General features: G+C 68.5%; 21 protein-coding genes. 4 read left to right on the top strand and 17 right to left on the bottom strand.

From position 1 onward, the window contains the following. Window positions 1-6: 6 nt before the first annotated feature. Window positions 7-1,851: an autotransporter assembly complex family protein gene (locus OP498_RS00950; protein ID WP_348533469.1), complete on the bottom strand. Its 1,845-nt coding sequence runs from the start codon at window positions 1,849-1,851 to the stop codon at window positions 7-9. 39 nt (window positions 1,852-1,890) lie between these two features. Then, the gene (locus tag OP498_RS00945; protein WP_280545874.1) at window positions 1,891-2,712 is read right to left on the bottom strand and encodes a hypothetical protein; all 822 of its coding nucleotides are present in this window, start codon (window positions 2,710-2,712) and stop codon (window positions 1,891-1,893) included. 243 nt (window positions 2,713-2,955) lie between these two features. On the opposite strand from OP498_RS00945, the gene OP498_RS00940 reads away from it, so the two are divergent. After that, the gene (locus tag OP498_RS00940; RefSeq protein ID WP_280545875.1) at window positions 2,956-3,534 is read left to right on the top strand and encodes a Fe-Mn family superoxide dismutase; all 579 of its coding nucleotides are present in this window, start codon (window positions 2,956-2,958) and stop codon (window positions 3,532-3,534) included. A gap of 97 nt (window positions 3,535-3,631) precedes the next feature. Here OP498_RS00940 and OP498_RS00935 read toward each other — a convergent pair whose 3' ends face one another. Beyond that, a complete protein-coding gene (locus OP498_RS00935) occupies window positions 3,632-4,921 on the bottom strand; it encodes a UDP binding domain-containing protein (protein WP_280545877.1) in 1,290 nt (429 codons plus the stop codon). A gap of 5 nt (window positions 4,922-4,926) precedes the next feature. Next, the gene (galU, locus tag OP498_RS00930) at window positions 4,927-5,817 is read right to left on the bottom strand and encodes a UTP--glucose-1-phosphate uridylyltransferase GalU (protein ID WP_280545879.1); all 891 of its coding nucleotides are present in this window, start codon (window positions 5,815-5,817) and stop codon (window positions 4,927-4,929) included. Between the two features lie 144 nt (window positions 5,818-5,961). Between galU and ubiG the strand changes: the two genes are divergently transcribed. Together ubiG and OP498_RS00920 are read left to right on the top strand one after the other, a co-directional pair. Beyond that, window positions 5,962-6,687 carry a bifunctional 2-polyprenyl-6-hydroxyphenol methylase/3-demethylubiquinol 3-O-methyltransferase UbiG gene (ubiG, locus tag OP498_RS00925; protein WP_280545880.1) on the top strand — a complete coding sequence of 242 codons (726 nt, stop codon included), beginning with the start codon at window positions 5,962-5,964 and terminating at the stop codon, window positions 6,685-6,687. Beyond that, entirely contained in the window at window positions 6,687-7,352 is a 666-nt protein-coding gene (locus OP498_RS00920; RefSeq protein WP_280545881.1) for an HAD-IA family hydrolase, read from the top strand. Before ubiG ends, OP498_RS00920 begins: the two co-directional genes overlap by 1 nt. 42 nt (window positions 7,353-7,394) lie before the next feature. Here OP498_RS00920 and OP498_RS00915 read toward each other — a convergent pair whose 3' ends face one another. The 13 genes from OP498_RS00915 to OP498_RS00855 all read right to left on the bottom strand — a co-directional run bounded on the left by OP498_RS00915 (window position 7,395) and on the right by OP498_RS00855 (window position 17,746). After that, window positions 7,395-8,159 carry a YciK family oxidoreductase gene (locus OP498_RS00915; protein ID WP_280545882.1) on the bottom strand — a complete coding sequence of 255 codons (765 nt, stop codon included), beginning with the start codon at window positions 8,157-8,159 and terminating at the stop codon, window positions 7,395-7,397. Between the two features lie 17 nt (window positions 8,160-8,176). Beyond that, a complete protein-coding gene (gene ybgF, locus OP498_RS00910; protein ID WP_280545883.1) occupies window positions 8,177-8,956 on the bottom strand; it encodes a tol-pal system protein YbgF in 780 nt (259 codons plus the stop codon). 29 nt (window positions 8,957-8,985) lie between these two features. Continuing rightward, on the bottom strand, window positions 8,986-9,522 hold the full coding sequence (pal, locus tag OP498_RS00905; RefSeq protein ID WP_280545884.1) for a peptidoglycan-associated lipoprotein Pal: 537 nt from the start codon (window positions 9,520-9,522) through the stop codon (window positions 8,986-8,988). 37 nt (window positions 9,523-9,559) lie between these two features. Further along, on the bottom strand, window positions 9,560-10,849 hold the full coding sequence (gene tolB, locus OP498_RS00900; RefSeq protein WP_280545885.1) for a Tol-Pal system beta propeller repeat protein TolB: 1,290 nt from the start codon (window positions 10,847-10,849) through the stop codon (window positions 9,560-9,562). Further along, the gene (gene tolA, locus OP498_RS00895) at window positions 10,849-11,934 is read right to left on the bottom strand and encodes a cell envelope integrity protein TolA (protein ID WP_280545886.1); all 1,086 of its coding nucleotides are present in this window, start codon (window positions 11,932-11,934) and stop codon (window positions 10,849-10,851) included. The genes tolB and tolA overlap by 1 nt, the downstream gene beginning before the upstream one ends. Window positions 11,935-11,943: 9 nt before the next feature. Beyond that, window positions 11,944-12,387, bottom strand: a complete 444-nt coding sequence (gene tolR / locus OP498_RS00890; RefSeq protein WP_280545887.1) for a protein TolR — start codon at window positions 12,385-12,387, stop codon at window positions 11,944-11,946. 13 nt (window positions 12,388-12,400) lie between these two features. Continuing rightward, entirely contained in the window at window positions 12,401-13,090 is a 690-nt protein-coding gene (tolQ, locus tag OP498_RS00885; protein ID WP_280545888.1) for a protein TolQ, read from the bottom strand. A gap of 48 nt (window positions 13,091-13,138) precedes the next feature. Then, window positions 13,139-14,170 carry a Holliday junction branch migration DNA helicase RuvB gene (ruvB, locus tag OP498_RS00880; protein ID WP_280545889.1) on the bottom strand — a complete coding sequence of 344 codons (1,032 nt, stop codon included), beginning with the start codon at window positions 14,168-14,170 and terminating at the stop codon, window positions 13,139-13,141. Window positions 14,171-14,214: 44 nt separating this feature from the next. Beyond that, the gene (gene ruvA, locus OP498_RS00875; RefSeq protein WP_280545890.1) at window positions 14,215-14,829 is read right to left on the bottom strand and encodes a Holliday junction branch migration protein RuvA; all 615 of its coding nucleotides are present in this window, start codon (window positions 14,827-14,829) and stop codon (window positions 14,215-14,217) included. A gap of 139 nt (window positions 14,830-14,968) precedes the next feature. After that, entirely contained in the window at window positions 14,969-15,508 is a 540-nt protein-coding gene (gene ruvC, locus OP498_RS00870) for a crossover junction endodeoxyribonuclease RuvC (RefSeq protein ID WP_280545892.1), read from the bottom strand. A gap of 9 nt (window positions 15,509-15,517) precedes the next feature. Further along, window positions 15,518-15,640 carry a hypothetical protein gene (locus OP498_RS00865; protein ID WP_280551669.1) on the bottom strand — a complete coding sequence of 41 codons (123 nt, stop codon included), beginning with the start codon at window positions 15,638-15,640 and terminating at the stop codon, window positions 15,518-15,520. Between the two features lie 16 nt (window positions 15,641-15,656). Beyond that, window positions 15,657-17,438, bottom strand: a complete 1,782-nt coding sequence (gene aspS, locus OP498_RS00860) for an aspartate--tRNA ligase (RefSeq protein WP_280545895.1) — start codon at window positions 17,436-17,438, stop codon at window positions 15,657-15,659. Window positions 17,439-17,488: 50 nt separating this feature from the next. Further along, window positions 17,489-17,746 (bottom strand): zinc ribbon domain-containing protein, encoded by a 258-nt coding sequence (locus OP498_RS00855; RefSeq protein WP_280545896.1) that lies wholly within the window; start codon window positions 17,744-17,746, stop codon window positions 17,489-17,491. A gap of 219 nt (window positions 17,747-17,965) precedes the next feature. Between OP498_RS00855 and OP498_RS00850 the strand changes: the two genes are divergently transcribed. Then, window positions 17,966-18,901 carry a D-2-hydroxyacid dehydrogenase gene (locus OP498_RS00850; RefSeq protein ID WP_280545897.1) on the top strand — a complete coding sequence of 312 codons (936 nt, stop codon included), beginning with the start codon at window positions 17,966-17,968 and terminating at the stop codon, window positions 18,899-18,901. Window positions 18,902-18,912: the final 11 nt, after the last annotated feature.

The following is an 18,912-nucleotide window of genomic DNA, read 5'->3' as shown; positions in this document are numbered from 1 at the left end:
GGACTCTCAGAATTCCGGACCGATGGCGAAGTGGATGCGGAAGGCATCCTCCACGTCGAAGGGATGGGCGACATCGAGGCGAATGGGGCCGACCGGGGAGATCCAGCGCACCCCCAGGCCAGCGCCGGTCTTGAGCGCGCTCGGGCCCCAGTCGCTGAAGGCATCACCGGTGTCGATGAAGCTCGCCGCCCACCACTTGCCGGTGATGCGACGCTGGGCCTCGAGGCTGGCGGTGAGCAGCTGCTCGCCGCCCACCAGGCGGCCCTCGTCGTCCTCGGGGGCGAGGCTCTCGTAGGCGTAGCCGCGCACGCTGCGATCGCCACCGGTGAAGAAGCGTAGCGAGGGCGGCACGTCCTCGAAATCGTCGGTGGTGATGCTGCCGATGCCGACCCGGCCGACGAAGCGGGTATCGTCGCCGAGCATGCGGATCCATTCGCTGTCGCCGGTGAGGCGCAGGAACTCGGCGGCCGAGCCCCACCAGTCGCTGGAATACTCCACGGACAGTCGCTGGCGATCGCCCCAGGTGGGAAAGGTGGGGGTGCGGGTGCGGGTGCGCGACCAGCTGATGCCGGGATAGAGCAGCAGTACCTGGTTAGAGACACCGGCCTGGGTGAAGTCCTCGTAGGTGCCGCGCACGTAGAGGGATTGTTGCCAGCCATTGTCGAACGTCCAGCGACGCGATGCTTCCAGCGTGCTCTCCAGGGTGCGGGTGTCTTCGTTGTCCTTGTTGCGCAGCCCATACTGGAAGCGATAGCTGTCACGCAGTGGGTCCGCCAGCGGCAGGGTGTAGACCCCGCTGAACTTCTGCTCCGGCCCCGAGAGGTAGAGGTCGTGATCCAGTCCGTGGCCATAGCGGTTGACCCAGGGCTGGTCCCAGGAGAAACGCAGGCGGGGCCCCACGTCGGTGGCATAGCCTACCCCCACCTCGAACTGGTGACGATCGGCGGGGGTCACCACCACGTCGATGGGCACCTTGGGGACGGCGGCACGCTGCAGGCCGGCGGCGGCCACCAGCGCCTCGGCGGCGATGCGCGGCTCCCGGTCGGCGACGGGCGCCACGCCCTCGACGTCCAGCGACTGCCACCAGCCTGTCTCGGCATCCGGAAGGGCCAGTCGGGCCAGTTCCCGGTCGAGGCGCGGGCGCACGTTCACCGCGGCGAACCACTCGGTCTGGCCCAGGCGCTGGTTGAACCTGGCCACCTCGCTCGCCAGGTAGGGTTCCCCGCTGGCGAAGGGGGCCAAGGCCTCCAGGCGCGATGTCTCGATATGATGCCCCTGGAAGGTCACGTCGCCGAAGCGATAGCGCCGGCCGCTGTCCAGCGCCAGATAGAGCCGGGCGCTGTTGGCATAGGGCCTGACCTCCATGCGCCGATCGGCGAAGCGCCAGTCGAAGTAGCCGCGCTCGAGGGCGAGGTTCGCCAGCCGGCTGCGCAGGCTGTCGAAGGGGGCATGGCGCAGGCGATCGCCCTCCGACAGGGGAAAGGCCGCGATGGCCTCGTTGAAGGGGGTATCCTCGGCGGCGTCGCCGGTCACGGAGAGCGACAGGACCTCGATGCGCACCGGTTCCCCTGGACTGATGGCCAGGGTCACTCGGGTCGGTGCCTCGGGGTCGTCGAAACGCGGCTCGATGCGGGGCGAGTAGTAGCCATAGACCCGCAGCGCCTCGCTACTGCGCCGCAGCACCTCGCTTTCCAGGCGAGCCGGGCTGTACAGCTCGGCCTCCAGTCCGTCGAGGTAGAGGCGGACGTTCTCCGCCAGCGGATCCTCGATGCCCTCGATGGTGGCCTCGAGGGCCAGGGCGCCGGGCGCCAGGCCCAGACACAATGCCGCCGTTCCCAGGTGTGTGAACACACGATTATCCATTGCTGCCGATTCCTGACTGGCGACATGTCACTGGCGCAGGGCCTCGAGCTGAGCGCTCATGGCGAGCTGCGCCTGGCGCAGCTCACGCAGCCCGGACTCGACGTCCCGGAGCCGGTTGCCCAGCGCCTCTATCCGTTGCTGCTCATCATCGCGTGATCCTGCCAAGGCTTCAACGTCGGTCTCGAGGCCCGACATCGCCACTTCCAGGGACGCCAGGCGCGACTGCTGGGCATCACGGTGGTCCGCGAGGCGACCTTCGAGCGACTCCAGCGCCGTGACCTGTGCCTCGCGAGCAGCGTCCAGGGTAGCCAGCTGCTCGCGCAGCGCCGCTCGCCCCTCCTCGCCGCCCCGTTCCAGGGCATCCAGGGAGCTTCGGGTCGCGGCCAGGGTGGCGTCCCGGGTCTCGGCCTCGTCTTCCAGCGAGTCGAGCCGGTCCTCCTGGGTCGCGAGGGTCTGCTCCAAGGGCGCCATCCCCTGCGCCTGCCGGTCCTCGAAGGCGGCCAACCGCTGGTCGATGACCGCGTCGACCTCGGCCTCCAGGTTGGCCAGCTCGTCCAGGCGCGCCTGCAGCGTGGTGAGGGCGTCCCCCCGGCCTTCTTCCGCATCGAAGCGGGCATGCACATTGGAGAGCTCGCCGCTGACCCGGGTGAGGTCGGCCTGGAAGCGAGCGCGCTCCTGCCAGCCGGCCCAGGCGAGGGCGGCACAGGCGGCGATGAGCAGCAGCACCAGCAGCCACAGCGGCCATACCCGCGGGGGTGGGGGCTGACGCCAGCGTGGCGCCGACAGGCTGGCATCCGGGTCCGGTACGATCGGCCGGCTGTACCGGGGGGCATCCGGGCGCTCTGCCATGGCGAACTCCTTCTCTGGGAAACGGGATGGGTGGTGCCGGTCGGGGTCCGGTCGATTGGCGCCCCTGGGGCCGGGTGCTATGATGCCGCAACAGCACCGACACATCGTCCTGATAGTGTAAGGTTTTTTAGCATCGGAACGCACGGGGCCCGTCAACGCCAGCTGACGGGCCTTGAACCCCGCCACTCCGATGCCGCACCATGGGGTGCTGTACCGAGACCGCTGACGACAAGGAGAGATTCGATGGCATTCGAACTGCCCGCACTGCCTTACGAGAAGAACGCGCTGGAACCGCACATCTCCGCCGAGACCCTCGAGTATCACTACGGTAAGCACCACCAGACCTACGTGAACAAGCTCAACGAGCTGACCGACGGCACCGACGATGCCAACAAGTCCCTCGAGGAGATCATCCAGTCCTCTTCCGGCGGCCTGTTCAACCAGGCGGCCCAGGTCTGGAACCACACCTTCTACTGGCACTGCCTGTCGCCCAATGGTGGCGGTGAGCCGAGCGGCGCGCTGGCCGAGGCCATTAATGCCAAGTTCGGATCCTTCGACAAGTTCAAGGAAACCTTCAACGCCCAGGCCGCGGGCAACTTCGGCTCCGGCTGGACCTGGCTGATCAAGACCGACGACGGCGGCGTCGACATCGTCAACACCAGCAATGCCGACACGCCCGTCGCCCATGGCCAGACCCCGCTGCTGACTATCGATGTGTGGGAACACGCCTACTACATCGACTATCGCAACGCGCGGCCGAAGTACCTCGAGAACGTCTGGAGCGTCCTCAACTGGGACTTCGTCGCCCAGAACTTCAGCTGATCATCCGGCGCCGAGGCGCCGACAGGCTGAACGCAAGCGGCCCCGCCAACTGGCGGGGCCGCTTGCGTTGGTGGGCCCTGTCGTGTGCGAGCGCGTGCTAGGGGTCGGCGCGTCGCCCGATCCCCCGATAGTGCATGCCACAGGCGGCGACATGGGCGGGGTCGTAGATGTTACGCCCGTCGAGCAGCAGCTTCTCGCCGAGCCGCTCGGCCAGCCGCGGCCAGTCGGGGTTCCAGTAGGCCTTCCACTCGGTGACCAGCATCAGTGCATCGGCCCCCTCGCAGGCCTCCAGGGGATCTCCCCGGAACACTTCGAGCAGCGGATGCTCGCCGACCTCGGCCAGCACGGCAGGGATCGCCGCCGGGTCATGCAGGCGAACCCTCACGCCCTGAGCCCAGAGGGCGCGCAACAGCGTGAGCACCGGCGCCTGGTCGATGCGGGCGGTGCCGGGTTTGAAGGCCGCCCCCCAGATCGCCACGCACCGGCCCTCCAGGCGGCCGTGGAAGTGCGCCCAGAGCTTGCGGAACAGCGTCTCCTTCTTGTGCTCGTTGATGTCGAGCACCTGGTCGAGCAGCGCCGAGTGGCGCCCGCTCGCCGACTGGACATCGGCCAGGCGCATCAGGTCGCGGGAGAAGTTGGGGCCGCCGAAGCCGCAGCCGGGATAGAGGTACTCGTAGCCGATGCGCGAGTCGGCCCCCATGCCCTGGCGGACGTATTCCACGTCCACCCCCAGGCTGTCGGCCAGCCCGGCGATATCGTTCATATAGCTGATGCGCGTGGCGAGCATGCCGTTGATGGCTAGCTTGGTGAGTTCCGCGGCGCGCCGCGGCATGCGCTGGAACACTTCGCGGCGGCGATTGAAGGCGCGCAGCAACTCGCGCACCTGACGCTCCGCCCCGTCGTCGTCACAGCCCAGCAGCCAGCGGGAGGGCCGGGTGAAGGTCTCCCAGGCGCGCCCCTCCTCGAGCAGGTCGGCCAGGGCCACCGCCCGGCAGCCATCGAGGCGTGACTCCAGCTGCTCGGTCTCCCCCACCGGGAAGGTGGAGTTGTTGACCAGCACCGCTCCGGGGCAGAGGCCGGTCATCAGGCGCTCGATGCTGTCGGCCGCGTCCTGGCGCTGGTCCGGGGAGACGGCCAACCAGATCACGTCGAAGGGCTCGCGGCCGACGGCGTCCCGCTCAGAGGCGACCAGGCGCAGGCTGCCCTGGCCCAACCCCTCCTCGAGCCGGGGCATCAGCTCCGGTTCGCTGGTCAGCCAGCCGCTGGTGGAGAGCGCCGGCCAGTCGGCCGAGGCGTGGGGCAGCCAGGTCACCCGGTGGCCGACCCAGGAGAGCGCCGCCGCGGCGGTGGCGGCGGCCAGCTCGCTGCCGTGGATCAGTACCCGCATGGGTCTCACTCCTCTCCGGCGTAGCGTGTCAGCAGCTCACGGAACCCCTGGCCGTAGCGCGCATGGCGACGACCATAGGCAAGGATCGCCTCCAGGTAGCCCAGCTGGTGGCCGCAGTCATAGGTCTTGCCGCGCATCCGCCAGGCGTCGACGCCCTCCTCGCGACGCAGGGTCTCGATGGCATCGGTGAGCTGGATCTCGTTGCCGGCCCCCGGCGGGGTCTCGGCCAGCAGCGAGAAGATCCGCCCCGGCAGCACGTAGCGACCGATCACCGCCAGGTTGGAGGGCGCCTCATCGACCGCCGGCTTCTCCACCACGCCGGCGATCGGCCGCGACTCGCCGGGGCCGGGGAGCTCGCCGCCGGTGTCGACGATGCCGTACTTGTGGACCATGTCATGGGGTACCTCCTCGACCATCAGCTGGCTGTGATGGCTGACCTCGAAGGAGGCGATCATGCCGGCCAGGTCGTTGGGCTCGATGCCCTCGTCATCGACCAGCACGTCGGGCAGCAGCACCGCGAAGGGCTCGTCGTCGCCCACCACCGGGCGCGCACAGAGCACCGCATGGCCCAGGCCCAGCGGCTCGGGCTGGCGCACGCTGATGATATTGACGTCGGCGGGCACGATGGAGCGCAGCTCCTCCAGCAGCTCCGTCTTGCCCTTGGCCTCGAGGCTCGCCTCGAGCTCGAAGTGCTTGTCGAAGTGGTTCTCGATAGCGCTCTTGGTGCCATGGGTCACCAGCACGATGTCGCGAATGCCGGCGGCGACGGCCTCCTGGACCACGTACTGGATCACCGGCCGGTCGACGATGGTGATCATCTCCTTGGGAATGGCCTTGGAGGCCGGGAGACAGCGCGTGCCGAATCCGGCAACGGGAAGAACGGCCTTGTTGATCATGGTGCGGTCCCTGTCACTGTTGAGGATGTGGCCCCTGGGGAAAGCGTGGGAATGCCCACCCGGGAGCGGGTACAATGCCTCATGATACCGGACCGAGCCCGGCCTGCCACGGAGTGTCGGCTCGGCGACACCTTGGAGACAGCAATGAGTGCAAGCCACCCGGAAGCGGACAACGTCGACCAGGCGGAGATCGCCAAGTTCGAGGCCCTGGCCGACCGCTGGTGGGATCCGCAAGGCGAGTTCAAGCCCCTCCACGACATCAACCCGCTGCGCCTGGACTTCATCGATGCCCGGGCGGGACTGGCCGGGCGACGGGTGCTCGATGTGGGCTGCGGCGGCGGCATCCTCGCTGAGGCCATGGCCCACCGGGGGGCCGAGGTCACCGGCATCGACCTCGGGGAGGCGCCGCTGGCCGTGGCCCGGCAACACGCCAAGGAGAGCGGGGTGGCCATCGGCTACCGCCACGTCAGCGTCGAGGAGATGGCCGCGGCCCACCCTTGCGAGTTCGACGTGGTGACCTGCCTGGAGATGCTCGAGCACGTGCCGGATCCCGGCTCGGTCGTTCGCGCCTGCGCCGCCCTGGTCCAGCCCGGTGGCCAGGTGTTCTTCTCGACCCTGAACCGCAATCCCAAGGCCTATGCGCTGGCGGTGCTCGGGGCCGAATACGTGTTGGGCATGTTGCCGCGCGGCACCCATGACTACCGCCGCTTCATCCGCCCCTCGGAACTGGCGGGCTGGTGTCGCGAGGCGGGCCTGGACGTGCGCGAGCAGAACGGCCTGGTCTTCCATCCACTGACCCGTCGCTATGCCCTGTCGACGCGCGATGTCTCGGTCAACTACCTGATGCACTGTCGCCGGGAGGCGACGTGATGGACGGGCGACCACCACTGGCCCTGCTCTTCGACCTGGACGGCACCCTGGTGGACACCGCGCCGGACCTGGCGCGGGCCACCAACGCCCTGCGTTGCTACCATGGGCTGCCTGCCCTGCCCTATGCGGTGATCCGTGCCCAGGTCTCCAACGGCGGCAGTGCCCTGGTGACCCTGGCACTGGGTCTCGCCAAGGAGGCCGAAGGCCATGGCGAGGCGCGCACCTTCCTGCTCGAGGCCTATGGACGGGCGGTGGCCGAGGAGAGCCGCATCTTCTCCCCGCTGGAGCAATTGCTGGCCGAATGGGAGGCCAGCCACCGCCCCTGGGGGATCGTCACCAACAAGCCCCGGGCCTATGCCGCGCCCCTGGTCGAGGCGCTGGGGCTTGCCCCCGGCGCCCTGCTCTGCGCCGACGACCTGCCGGTCAAGAAGCCCGATCCCGAGCCGCTGAGGGAGGCCGCGAGGCGCCTACGGGCGACAGCGGCAGACTGCTGGTATATCGGCGATCACCGGCGCGACATGCAGGCGGCACGCGCCGCCGGCATGGCCGCGGTGGCGGTGGGCTATGGCTATATCGAGGAGGGCGACGACTACCGGGGCTGGCCGGCCGACCTGTGGTTCGATACCGCCGAGGCGCTGGTGGCGGCACTGCAGGGCGCCAGGTGAGACGGGTAAAGCGTGCCCCGGGGCGACCCCGGGGCTTAGCCCTCACCCCTGTTTCGGTGGCTGGGCGTCGAACGTCTCGCCGTTGTGGCCGCGGCTGTCCGGCCCCATCAGCCACAGGTAGGTGGGCATGATCTCTTCCGGGGTGCGCAGCGTCATCTCGTTCTCCCCGGGGTAGGCCGTCTTGCGCATGGCGGTGCGGGTCGCCCCGGGATTGAGGCTGTTAACACGCAGGGTGCCCAGGTGCTCGACCTCGTCGGCCAGCACCTGGACGAAGCCTTCGGTGGCGAACTTGGACACCGCGTAGGCCCCCCAGTAGGCCCGGCCGCGGCGCCCCACGCTCGAGGAGGTGAACACCACCGAGGCATCCGGCGAGCTCTTCAGCAACGGCAGCAGGGCCTGGGTCATCCAGATCGGCCCGTTGATGTTGACCTGCATCACCTGCTCCCAGAGCTCGGGATTGTACTGCTCGAAGGGCGTGATGCGGCCGAGAATGCCGGCATTATGCAGGATACCGTCGAGCTGGCCGAACTCCTTGTCGAGGGTCTCGGCCATGTCGTGGTAGTCCTTGAGCGTGGCCCCCTCGAAGTTCAACGGGAAGATGGCCGGCTGGGGGCCCCCGGCGGCCTCGATCTCGTCATAGACCTTCTCCAGCTTGGTGATGGTGCGCCCCAGCAGGATCACGGTGGCCCCATGGCCGGCGAAGGCCAGGGCCGCGGCCCGACCGATGCCGTCGCCGGCACCGGTCACCAGGATGATGCGGCCCTCGAGCAGATTGGCCGCGGGCTGGTAGTCGATCTTGCAGGTCATCACGTCTCCTCTGTCCCTCAGTTGCCTGCCTGGCGCAGGAAGTCGTCGGCCAGCCCGGCGGCGCTGCTGTCGGGGTGCTCCTCGCGCACGCGGTCGAGCAGCGCCCGGCTCTCTTCCGGACGCCCCTGGCGTGCCTCGAGCAGCCCCAGCTTGTAGAGGGCGTCGGGCACCTTGCGGCTCTCGGGGAAGTCCTGCAGGACCCGCCGAAAGGCGGCATCGGCGGCCTCCAGCTCGCCCTCGGCCGAGTAGAGCTCGCCGAGCCAGTAGTGGGCATTGGCGGTCAGGCGGCTGCCGGGGTACTGGGTCACGAAGGACTCGAAGGCACCGATCGCCTCGCCGAACTCACGGGCCTGGACATGCGAGAAGGCCGCCTGGTAGGCCGACTGAGCGCCGGGATCGTCACCGCTCGGCGAGGGGGTTTCGGCGACCTGACGGGCGCTCTCCTCGTCCACGGCCGAGGCGGCCTGGTCGACGCCACTGCCCGCCGCCATCAGGCGATCCTCGATGTCCAGGTATTGCTGGCGGGTCTGGCGGCGCAGCTGCTCCAGCTGGTGGCGCAGCTCCTCCACCTGGCCGCGCAGCTGGCGGATCTCCTCCTGGTGCTGCTGGACCTGGTTGAAGATCACCAGGCTGCCGCCGGCCTCCTCGCGGGTGGCCGCCTGGTCATAGAAGCCACCGGACCCGGATCGCCCGGTGAGGTCCTCGATCACCGGCTGCTGCGCCAGGAGCGGCATCGCTACGGTCAGCGGGAGTACCAGGGCTCCCGCACCGCACAGCCTCTTCAGACCGTGTCTCATCGCTTTCTCCCTCGTCGTGTCGGCCCGGCTCAGTAAGCGAAGACCACCCGACGGTTCTGGGCGTAGGCCTGCTCGTTCTGGCCACGTGCCGCGGGCCGCTCCTCGCCGTAGCTCACCACCTCGACCTGGGACGGCGACACGCCCTGCACGTTGAGGTAACGCTCGACGGCGCCGGCGCGGCGCTCGCCCAGTGCCAGGTTGTACTCGCGGGTGCCGCGCTCGTCGGTATGGCCCTGCAGGACGACGCTGGCGTTGGGATTGTTCCGCAGGAAGCGGGCATGGGCGGTCAGCACCGGCTCGAACTCGTTGCGGATGGCATCGCTGTCGTACTCGAAGTAGATGGTGCGGGTCTCCGGGATGCGGCCGTCGGCATCGGCCATCTGGCCGGCGCGATCGCCGCTGACGCCGCGGCCATCGACGCCGCCCGTGGACACGCCACCGCGATCGGTGCCGCCGGCGCCTCCCGTCAGGTCACCGTCCTGGCCGCCACCCGTGCTTGAACAGCCGGCCACGAAGGCCAGGGACAGGGCAATGGCCAGGGTTCTGGCATAGGGCTTGAGCTGCATCGTGAAACTCCTCGTTGGATATATCGTGCTGGATACATCAGTTCAGAAACGGTGACCACGCGGGTTCGCGGACATCACCCTGCGCCGCCGGCAGCCGGAAGGAGGCGCGCCCATCGGCGGAGACCCCGCCCAGCACGCCGTTGCCGCCCTGCTGGGTGGCGAAGATTACCATGGTGCCATTGGGCGCGACACTGGGCGATTCGGCCTGCCCGGTATCGCTCAGGGCCACCAGGCGGCCGCTTTCCAGGTCCTGGCGCGCCACCTGGTAGCCGTTGCTGCCGCGATGGATCAGGAAGATCGCCTCACCGTCCGGCGCGAAGCGCGCCCGGGCATTGTAGTCACCGGTGAAGGTGAGGCGTTCCTCCTCCCCGCTGCCCAGGGCGAGGCGGTAGATCTGGGGGCCACCGCTGCGGTCCGAGGTGAACAGCAGGCTGCGACCATCCGGCGACCAGGCGGGCTCGGTGTCGATGCTGGAATTGTTGGTGACGCGCCGCACGTCCCGCGAGCCGATGTCCATCACGTAGATCTCGGGCTGGCCATCCTTGGAGAGCGCCATCGCCAGACGGCGGCCATCGGGTGACCAGGTCGGGGCGCTGTTCAGCCCCTCGAAGGAGGTGGCACGCACGCGCCGGCCGGAGGAGAGATCCTGGATATAGATCGCCGGACGCTCGGTCTCGAAGGAGACATAGGCCAGCTTGCCGCCATCCGGCGCCCAGGCCGGCGACATGATCGGCTCGTCGGACGAGAGGATCTGCTGGCTGTTGCGCCCGTCGGCATCGGAGACGTGGAGGGCATACTGGGTGTCTCCGCCGATGCCGCTGGAGGTCACGTAGGCGATGCGGGTCGAAAAGGCCCCCCGGATGTCGGTGATCGCCTCGAAGATCTGGTCGCTGATGTAGTGCGCGGCGTCACGCAGCCCCTGGCGGCCGGCGGTCACGGTCTCGGCGAGCATGCGGCGTTCGCCGCTGATATCCACCAGGTCGTAGCGAATGCGGTACTGATCGCCCTCGCGGCTGATCCGACCCGCCACCAGGTAGCGAACGTCCAGGGCGCGCCAGTCGCCGTAGCGAACCTCGTCGCTCGAGGCGGGGCGCTCGAACATGGCGCGACGTTCCAGTGGCTCGAAATAGCCGCTGCGCTCCAGGTCGTCGGAGACGATCTGGGCAATGTCCTGGGGCAGGTCCTCGCCGTCGACGAAGGGCACGATGGCGATGGGCGTGGCGCGTTCATTGCCACGGGTGATCTCGATGGTCAGGTCGGCGGCCTGGGCCAGGCTGGTGAACAGCATCAGCATGGCGGCCAGCCAGGTGGTCTTCAGGACATTCATCAGCGTATATCCCCCGGTCGGAATCGCAGGTTGAATTGACGGTAGTCGCGCTGGGCCGACGCCGGCAACTGGCGCAGCTCGGCGAAGGGCGCGGCGGCCTCCACGGCCTGGACCGCGGAGCGGTCGAAGGCGCTGTTGCCACTGCTCTGACCAATGGTAGCCGCGAACAGCTCCCCTGAGGGGCCCAGTTGCACCGAGACCTCGGCGCTGGCACCGTCGGGCACGTTGGGCGGAATCACCCAGGCCTGCTCCACCGCCCGGCGCACAAGGTTGATGAAGCTGTTGGCCGCTTCTGTGGCCTGGCGGGCATTGGCCACGTTGTCGGCTTCGCCCTCGATGGCACGATCCAGACCCTGGTTGGCCGCCTCGGCGGCGCGACGGGCCTGTTCCTCGGCCTGGCGCTTCCGTTCGGCTTCCGCCTCGGCCTGACGCTTCCGTTCGGCTTCCGCCTCGTCCTGGCGCTTCCGTTCGGCTTCCGCCTCGGCCTGGCGCTTCCGTTCGGCTTCCGCCTCGGCCTGACGCTTCCGTTCGGCTTCCGCCTCGGCCTGACGCTTCCGTTCGGCTTCCGCCTCGGCCTGACGCTTCCGTTCGGCTTCCGCTTCGGCCTGGCGCTTCCGTTCGGCTTCCGCCTCGGCCTGGCGGCGACGCTCGGCCTGGTCCTCCCGCTCACGGGCCTGTTGCTCGGCCTGTTCGGCGCGACGGGCGGCCTCCTCCTCGGCGGCCCGGCGCGCCTCTTCCCGAGCCTGGGCCTCTTCCTGACGCTGGCGTTCGGCCTCCTCGGCCTGACGGGCGGCCTCCTCGACGGCCTTGGCCTCTTCCTGGCGAGCGTCTTGTTCCTCGGCACGCGCCGCGGCCTCCTCCTCGGCCTGGCGGGCCGCCGCCCGGGCCTGGGCCTCCTCGGCGCGCTGGGCCTGGTCGGTGGTGGTCTCGGTGCTGACCAGCGTCGCCTGGACGATATTGGTACTTGGCGGCTCGGTCTCCCGCTCGGGAAAGCGGATCACGCTGGCCACCAGGATCGCCAGGTGCAGGGCGACGGCGAGCACCAGCGGCAGGCCATAGCCCACGCGTCGGTCATGTCTGGCCATGTGGGCTCCTCAACGGTCCCCGGGGGGCGGTTCGGAGATCAGCCCGACATTGTTCACCCCGGCGGCCTGCAGGGTGCTCATCAGCGTCACAACAGCACCATAACCCACTTCACGATGGCCCTTGACCAGGACTTGAGTGCCAGGACGACGCTCCAGCAGGATGATCACTCGGTCAGAGATTCCATCGAGAGTCATTGGGTCTTCATCTTCACCACCTATAGAGAGGTAGTAACGTCCCTCTTTATCTACCGTGGCTATGATGGGTTCCTGATCATCAATGTCCTCGATGGGTTCGGAGCTGACCTGGGGCAGATCGACCTGCACGCCCTGGGTGAGCATGGGCGCGGTGATCATGAAGATCACCAGCAGCACCAGCATGACGTCAATGAAGGGCACCACGTTGATCTCGGCCATGGGCTTGCGGCGCCCGCCACGATTGAAGGGTCCTAGCATGACGGCCTCTCCTTCAGTCGGCGCCGGGGTCGGTCCGGCCCTGCAGGTTGCGGTGCAGGATGGAGTGAAACTCTTCGGCGAAGTCCTCGTACTTGCCCAGCAGGCGCCCGGACTCGGCGGAGAGCCGATTGTAGAAGATCACCGCGGGAATGGCCGCGAACAGTCCCATGGCGGTGGCGATCAGGGCCTCTGCGATCCACGGGGCCACCGTGGCCAGGGTCGCCTGCTGGGCCATGGAGAGCGACTGGAAGGAGCCCATGATGCCCCAGACGGTCCCGAACAGGCCGATGTAGGGGCTGGCCGAGGCGACCGTGGCCAGGAACACCAGGTGCAGGCTCAGGCGGTCTTCCTCGCGGGACCAGGCCACGCGCATGCTGCGCTGGACGCCCTCGAGGATCGCCTGGGGGCTGCGGGTCTTGGCCAGCAGGCGGTTGAACTCGCGGAAGCCGGCACGGAAGACGTGCTCGGCGCCCTGGGTCTCCTGCTCGGCAGGCGTCTCGCGATAGAGCTCGTTGAGGTCGACGCCGGACCAGAAACGGTCCTCGAAGGCACGGTGTGCCTTGCGCGCCCGACGCATCACGAAGGTGCGCTGGAAGATCACCACCCAGGAGAGGATGGAGGCGATCACCAGGATCAGCATCACCACCTGCACCACGCCGCTGGCGTTCATGATCAGATGGGGTAGGGACAGGGAGTCGTTCACGGGCATCCTCGTCGGTCTTGGTCAGTCGTCACGGGAGTGGGGGTTCCGTTAGTGGGGCGCCCGCTCATGGGGCGCCAGGTCGAAGTGTTCCCAGGCCTGACGGGTCACCACCCGGCCGCGGGCGGTGCGCATCATCAGACCCTGCTGGATCAGATAGGGTTCGATGACGTCCTCGATGGTGTCGCGCTCCTCGCCGATCGCCGCGGCCAGGGAGTCGATGCCCACCGGACCGCCGTCGAACTTCTCGATCATCGCCAGCAGCAGGCGTCGATCCATGTGATCGAGGCCTTGGTGGTCCACATGGAGCATATTCAAGGCCAGGTCGGCGATCTCGGCATTCACGCGGCCCTGGGCGCGCACCTCGGCGAAGTCGCGCACCCGGCGCAGCAGCCGGTTGGCGATGCGCGGGGTGCCCCGAGAACGGCGCGCGATTTCCCGGGCGCCCTCCCGGTCACACTCGACCCCCAGCAGCCGCGCGGAGCGCACGACGATCTCGGTGAGCTCGTCGATGCTGTAGAACTCCAGGCGCTGGACAATGCCGAAGCGGTCGCGCAGCGGCGAGGTCAGAAGGCCCGCCCGGGTGGTGGCGCCGACCAGCGTGAAGGGGGGGAGGTCGAGCTTGATCGAGCGCGCCGCCGGCCCCTCGCCAATGACGATGTCGAGCTGGAAGTCCTCCATGGCGGGATAGAGGATCTCTTCCACCACCGGCGACAGGCGGTGGATCTCGTCGATGAAGAGCACGTCGCCGGGCTGCAGGTTGGTGAGCATGGCGGCGAGGTCGCCGGCCCGCTCGAGCACCGGCCCCGAGGTGGACTTGAGCCCCACGCCCATCTCGGCGGCGACGATGTTGGCGAGCGTCGTCTTGCCGAGCCCCGGCGGGCCGAACACCAGGGTATGGTCGAGGCTCTCCTCGCGGCCGCGGGCGGCGCTGATGAAGATGTCGAGCTGCTCGCGCACCCGCGGCTGGCCGATGTAGTCGGCCAGCCGCTTGGGACGAATGGCATGGTCGACGCCGCCATGGTCGACACCGCCCTCCCCGTCGCGCGGGTCGGCGGCGATCAAGCGATCAGTCTCGAGCATGGCGGCCATCCGGCATCAGGTGGAAGCATGGAGGTGTCATCGATTCACCCCGCGAGGCGGCGGGTCAGCGCCGCCTTGATCATGGCCTCGGTGGAACCGGACGCCTCGAGGCCGACCAGCATGCGGGCCGCCTCGGCGGGCTTGTAGCCCAGGCTGACCAGGGCCGCCTCGGCATCGGCGACGGGATCCGTGGCGCCGGACGACACGCTGCCCGCGACAGCGTGCGTGCCGATGACCCGTTCGCCCGGCTGCTCCCAGTGGGGAAAGCGGTCGCGCATCTCGATGATCAGCCGCTCGGCGGTCTTCTTGCCTACCCCGGGCAGCCGGGTCAGCGCCTTGACGTCGTCGTCCATCACGCAGCGCACGAAGGCCTCCTCGTCCATGCCGGAGAGGATGCCCAGGGCCAGCTTGGGGCCGATGCCATTGACCTTGATCAGGGCACGGAAGAGCGCGCGCTCCTGCTCTCGGGCGAAGCCGTAGAGCAGGTGAGCGTCCTCCCGGATGGTCAGGTGGGTATAGAGCGATACCGGCTCCCCGGTGCCGGGCATGGCCACCAGGGTGGTCATGGAGGCTTCCAGCTCGTAGCCGACGCCGGCCACCTCCACCACCATCCAGGGGGGCTGTTTCTCGAGCAGGGTGCCTCGCAGGCGTCCTATCATGGAAATTCGCTGTCCCTTGGGTTGGAGTCCATCACGGCCCGCAGGGCCGTCACGGGCCACTATACTGTTCGTCCGAGCCGCATGCCAGCCCGCGGGAACAGCGTTCGACAATGTGTCCCGTCGCCACACGGCGACAGCATCACGGGCGGAAGTCACGCCAGGAGCCCCCCTTGCGGCGGCTGCGATGCCCACCATAGCTGCCCACGCGCACCAGCCCCATGCGCGCATGGGCATGGGTGAGCGCGATGGCCAGGGCGTCGGCGGCATCCGCCTGGGGCGTGGCCGAGAGGCCGAGGATCGCCGTCACCATGTGCTGTACCTGGGCCTTGTCGGCGCTGCCACTGCCGGTCACCGCCTGCTTGATCTGACGGGGGCCGTACTCGCTGACCGGCAGCCCATGGTTGGCAGCGCAGACGATGGCCGTGCCGCGGGCCTGGCCGAGCTTGAGGGCGGAGTCGGCATTCTTCGACATGAACACCTGCTCGATGGCGAACTCCCCGGGGCCATGCACCGCGATCAGCTCGCTGACCCCGGCATAGACCTGGGCCAGGCGCTGGGCGAGGTCGTCGGCCTGGATACGGATGCAGCCGCTGGCCACGTAGCGCGGTGTGGGCGTGGTGACGTCCAGCACCCCGTAGCCGGTGATCCGCGATCCGGGGTCGATGCCGAGGATCAGCATCGGTAAGTTTCAATCGAGCTGGTCGAGGACATCGTCGGCGAACTCCGCGTGGGGAATGACAGCACAGGACACCGGCCCGATGATGAGCCGAGCATGCAGCACCGGCGCCCTGGGGCGCCGGTGGAATGCCATCGGGTCGCGGTCGTCGTCACTCGCCGGCGGTCTCCGCCTTGGCCTTCTGGCGCAGGCGGATGTTGAGCTCCTTGAGCTGCTCGGCATCGACCTCGCTGGGCGCGTCGGTCAGCAGGCAGGCGGCGCTCTGGGTCTTGGGGAAGGCGATCACCTCGCGGATGCTTCGCGCCCCGCTCATCAGCATCACCAGGCGGTCGAGGCCGAAGGCCAGGCCGCCATGGGGCGGCGCACCGTACTGCAGGGCGTCGAGCAGGAAGCCGAACTTCTCCCGGGCCTCCTCTTCGCCGATGCCCAGCACCTCGAGCACGGTCTGCTGCATCGCCTGGTCGTGGATACGGATCGAACCGCCACCCAGCTCGGTGCCGTTGAGCACCATGTCATAGGCCCGCGAGAGCGCGGAGGCCGGATGAGCCTTGAGGGTCTCGGCGTCGCAGGAAGGGGCAGTGAAGGGATGGTGCAGGGCCTGCAGGCGGGCGCTGCCATCCTCCTCGAACATCGGGAAGTCGACCACCCACAGCGGGGCCCAGTCGGCGGTATAGAGGTCGAGGTCCTCGCCGAGGCGCACGCGCAGCGCCCCCAGCGCCTCGTTGACGATGCGCGCCTTGTCGGCACCGAAGAAGATGATGTCACCGTCCTCGGCGCCCACCCGGTCCAGCAGCTGTTCGACCACGCCCTCCATGAACTTGACGATGGGCGACTGCAGGCCCTCGAGGCCCCTGGCTCGGTCGTTGACCTTGATCCAGGCCAGCCCGCGGGCACCGTAGATGCCGACGAACCGGGTGTACTCGTCGATCTCCTTGCGCGACAGGCTGGCCCCGCCCGTGACCTTCAGCGCGGCCACGCGACCATCGTCGGCGTTGGCCGGGCCGGAGAAGACCTTGAAGTCGACGTCCTTCATCAGGTCGTCGACGTCGGTGAGCTCGAGCGGGATGCGCAGGTCCGGCTTGTCGGAACCGAAGCGGCTCATGGCCTCGGCATAGGGCATGCGCGGGAAGGCGGGCAGCTCGACGTCGAGCACCTCCTGGAACAGCTGGCGGATCATCGACTCGGTGATCGCCATGATGTCCTCCTCCTCGACGAAGGAGGCCTCGAGGTCGATCTGGGTGAACTCGGGCTGGCGGTCGGCGCGCAGGTCCTCGTCACGGAAGCACTTGGCGATCTGGTAGTAGCGGTCGAAGCCCGACACCATCAGCAGCTGCTTGAACAGCTGCGGCGACTGCGGCAGCGCGAAGAAGCTGCCCGGATGGGTGCGGCTCGGCACCAGGTAGTCACGGGCGCCTTCGGGAGTGGCGCGGGTCAGGATCGGAGTCTCGATGTCCAGGAAGCCCTGGCCCTCGAGGAAGGCGCGCACGCTGTGGGAGATACGCGAGCGCAGGCGCAGCTTCTCGATCATCTCCGGGCGACGCAGGTCGATGTAGCGATGCTTGAGGCGCACCTCCTCGCCGACCTTGCCGTGCTCGTCGAGCTGGAAGGGCGGCGTGGCGGCGGTGTTGAGGACCTCGACCTGCTTGGCCAGCACCTCGATCATGCCGGTGGGCATGTTGGGATTCTGGGTGCCCTCGGGGCGCAGTCTGACGCGACCGACGATGCGCAGCACATACTCGCTGCGGACGCGGTCGGCATTGGCGAAGGCCTCGGCGGTATCGGGGTCGACCACGACCTGGGCGATGCCATCGCGATCGCGCATGTCGAGGAAGATCACGCCCCCATGGTCACGACGGCGGTGGACCCAGCCGCACAGGGTGACCGTCTGATCCACCAGGGTCTCGTTCAGCTGGCCGCAATAATGGCTGCGCATGTCAAATCCTGTTCTGTTGCATGAAAGGGTGAAAGGCAACGTCGGGCGGCTCAGGCCGCCGTCCCGTCCTTGCTCGGCGTCTTGTCGGCCTTACCGCCCTCGCCGCCGGCCAGGTTCTTCTTGTTGCCGGTCTTGAAATCGGTCTCGTACCAGCCGCCGCCGGCCAGCCGGAACCCGGCCGCGGAGACCAGGCGATTGAGCTCGGCCGCCTCGCAGGCCGGGCAGTCCCTCAGCGGCTCGGCGCTGATCTTCTGAAGCTTCTCCAGGCGGTGGCCGCAGGCCTTGCACTCGTATTCGTAGATGGGCATGGTTTGATCACTCCCGATGTAATGACATAACCCATGGGTCAAGCACGAGCAGGGGCACCCACCGCCTCGCGCTACCGTGGTGCGATGATGATATAGGGCCGGCCCGCGGATAATCCAAGCCTGCCTCGAAAGCCAGCCATTATAGCCTGTCGCGCCGGGCAAGGCCCACCCCTGCCACGGCCTGTTGCCCGACTCGCCTGCATCGACAAGGAAAATCGCATGAAAGCCGTCATTCTCGACGCCGCCAGCCTGGGTCCCGACATCGACCTGGCCCCGATCCGCCAGCACCTCGACACCCTGGACGTGCATGACCAGAGCACGCGCGACCAGGCCGCCGAGCGGCTGGCCGGTGCCGAGGTGGCCATCGTCAACAAGGTGGTACTCGATGCCGGTACCCTCGATGCTCTGCCCTCACTCAGGCTGATCTGCGTGCTGGCCACCGGCACCAACAATATCGACATGGCCGCGGCCAAGCGCCTGGGCATCACCGTGAAGAACGTGACCGCCTACGGCACGGCCAGCGTGGCCCAGCACACACTGATGCTGATGCTGGCCCTGGCCACCCGGCTGCCCTGCTACCAGCGCGACGTGGCCGAGGGACGCTGGAATGAAAGCCCCTTCTTCTGCCTGATGGATCACACGACCCTGCAGCTGGAGGGCAAGCGGCTGGTGATCGTCGGCCAGGGCGAACTGGGCTCGAAGGTGGCGCGGCTGGCCCAGGCCTTCGGCATGCACGTCGACTTCGCCGCGCGCCCCGGCAATGAGGCCCATGATAGCCGCCCCGGACTGCGCGACCTGGCGCCCGAGGCGGACGTGATCAGCCTGCACTGCCCCCTCACCGAGGCCACCCGCCACCTGGTCGACACTGCCCTGCTGGCCGCCCTCAAGCCCGGCGCCCTGCTGGTCAACTGTGCCCGGGGCGGGATCATCGACGAGCAGGCCGCGCTCGAGGCCCTGCGCCAGGGCCACCTGGGCGGGCTCGGCGTCGACGTGCTGCCGGTGGAGCCGCCCCGCGACGGACACCCGCTGCTCGATGCACTGGGCGAGCCGCTCAACCTGATCGTCACGCCCCACAACGCCTGGATCACCCCCGAGGCCCGCCAGCGCATCGTGGCCCTCACCGCCGACAACCTGCGTAGCTGGCAGGAAGGCTGAGCGCGGAGGCT

The sequence above is a fragment of the Halomonas sp. 25-S5 genome, assembly GCF_029889845.1.
GTDB lineage: Bacteria > Pseudomonadota > Gammaproteobacteria > Pseudomonadales > Halomonadaceae > Halomonas.
This window is presented reverse-complemented; position numbering and strand designations above follow the sequence as displayed.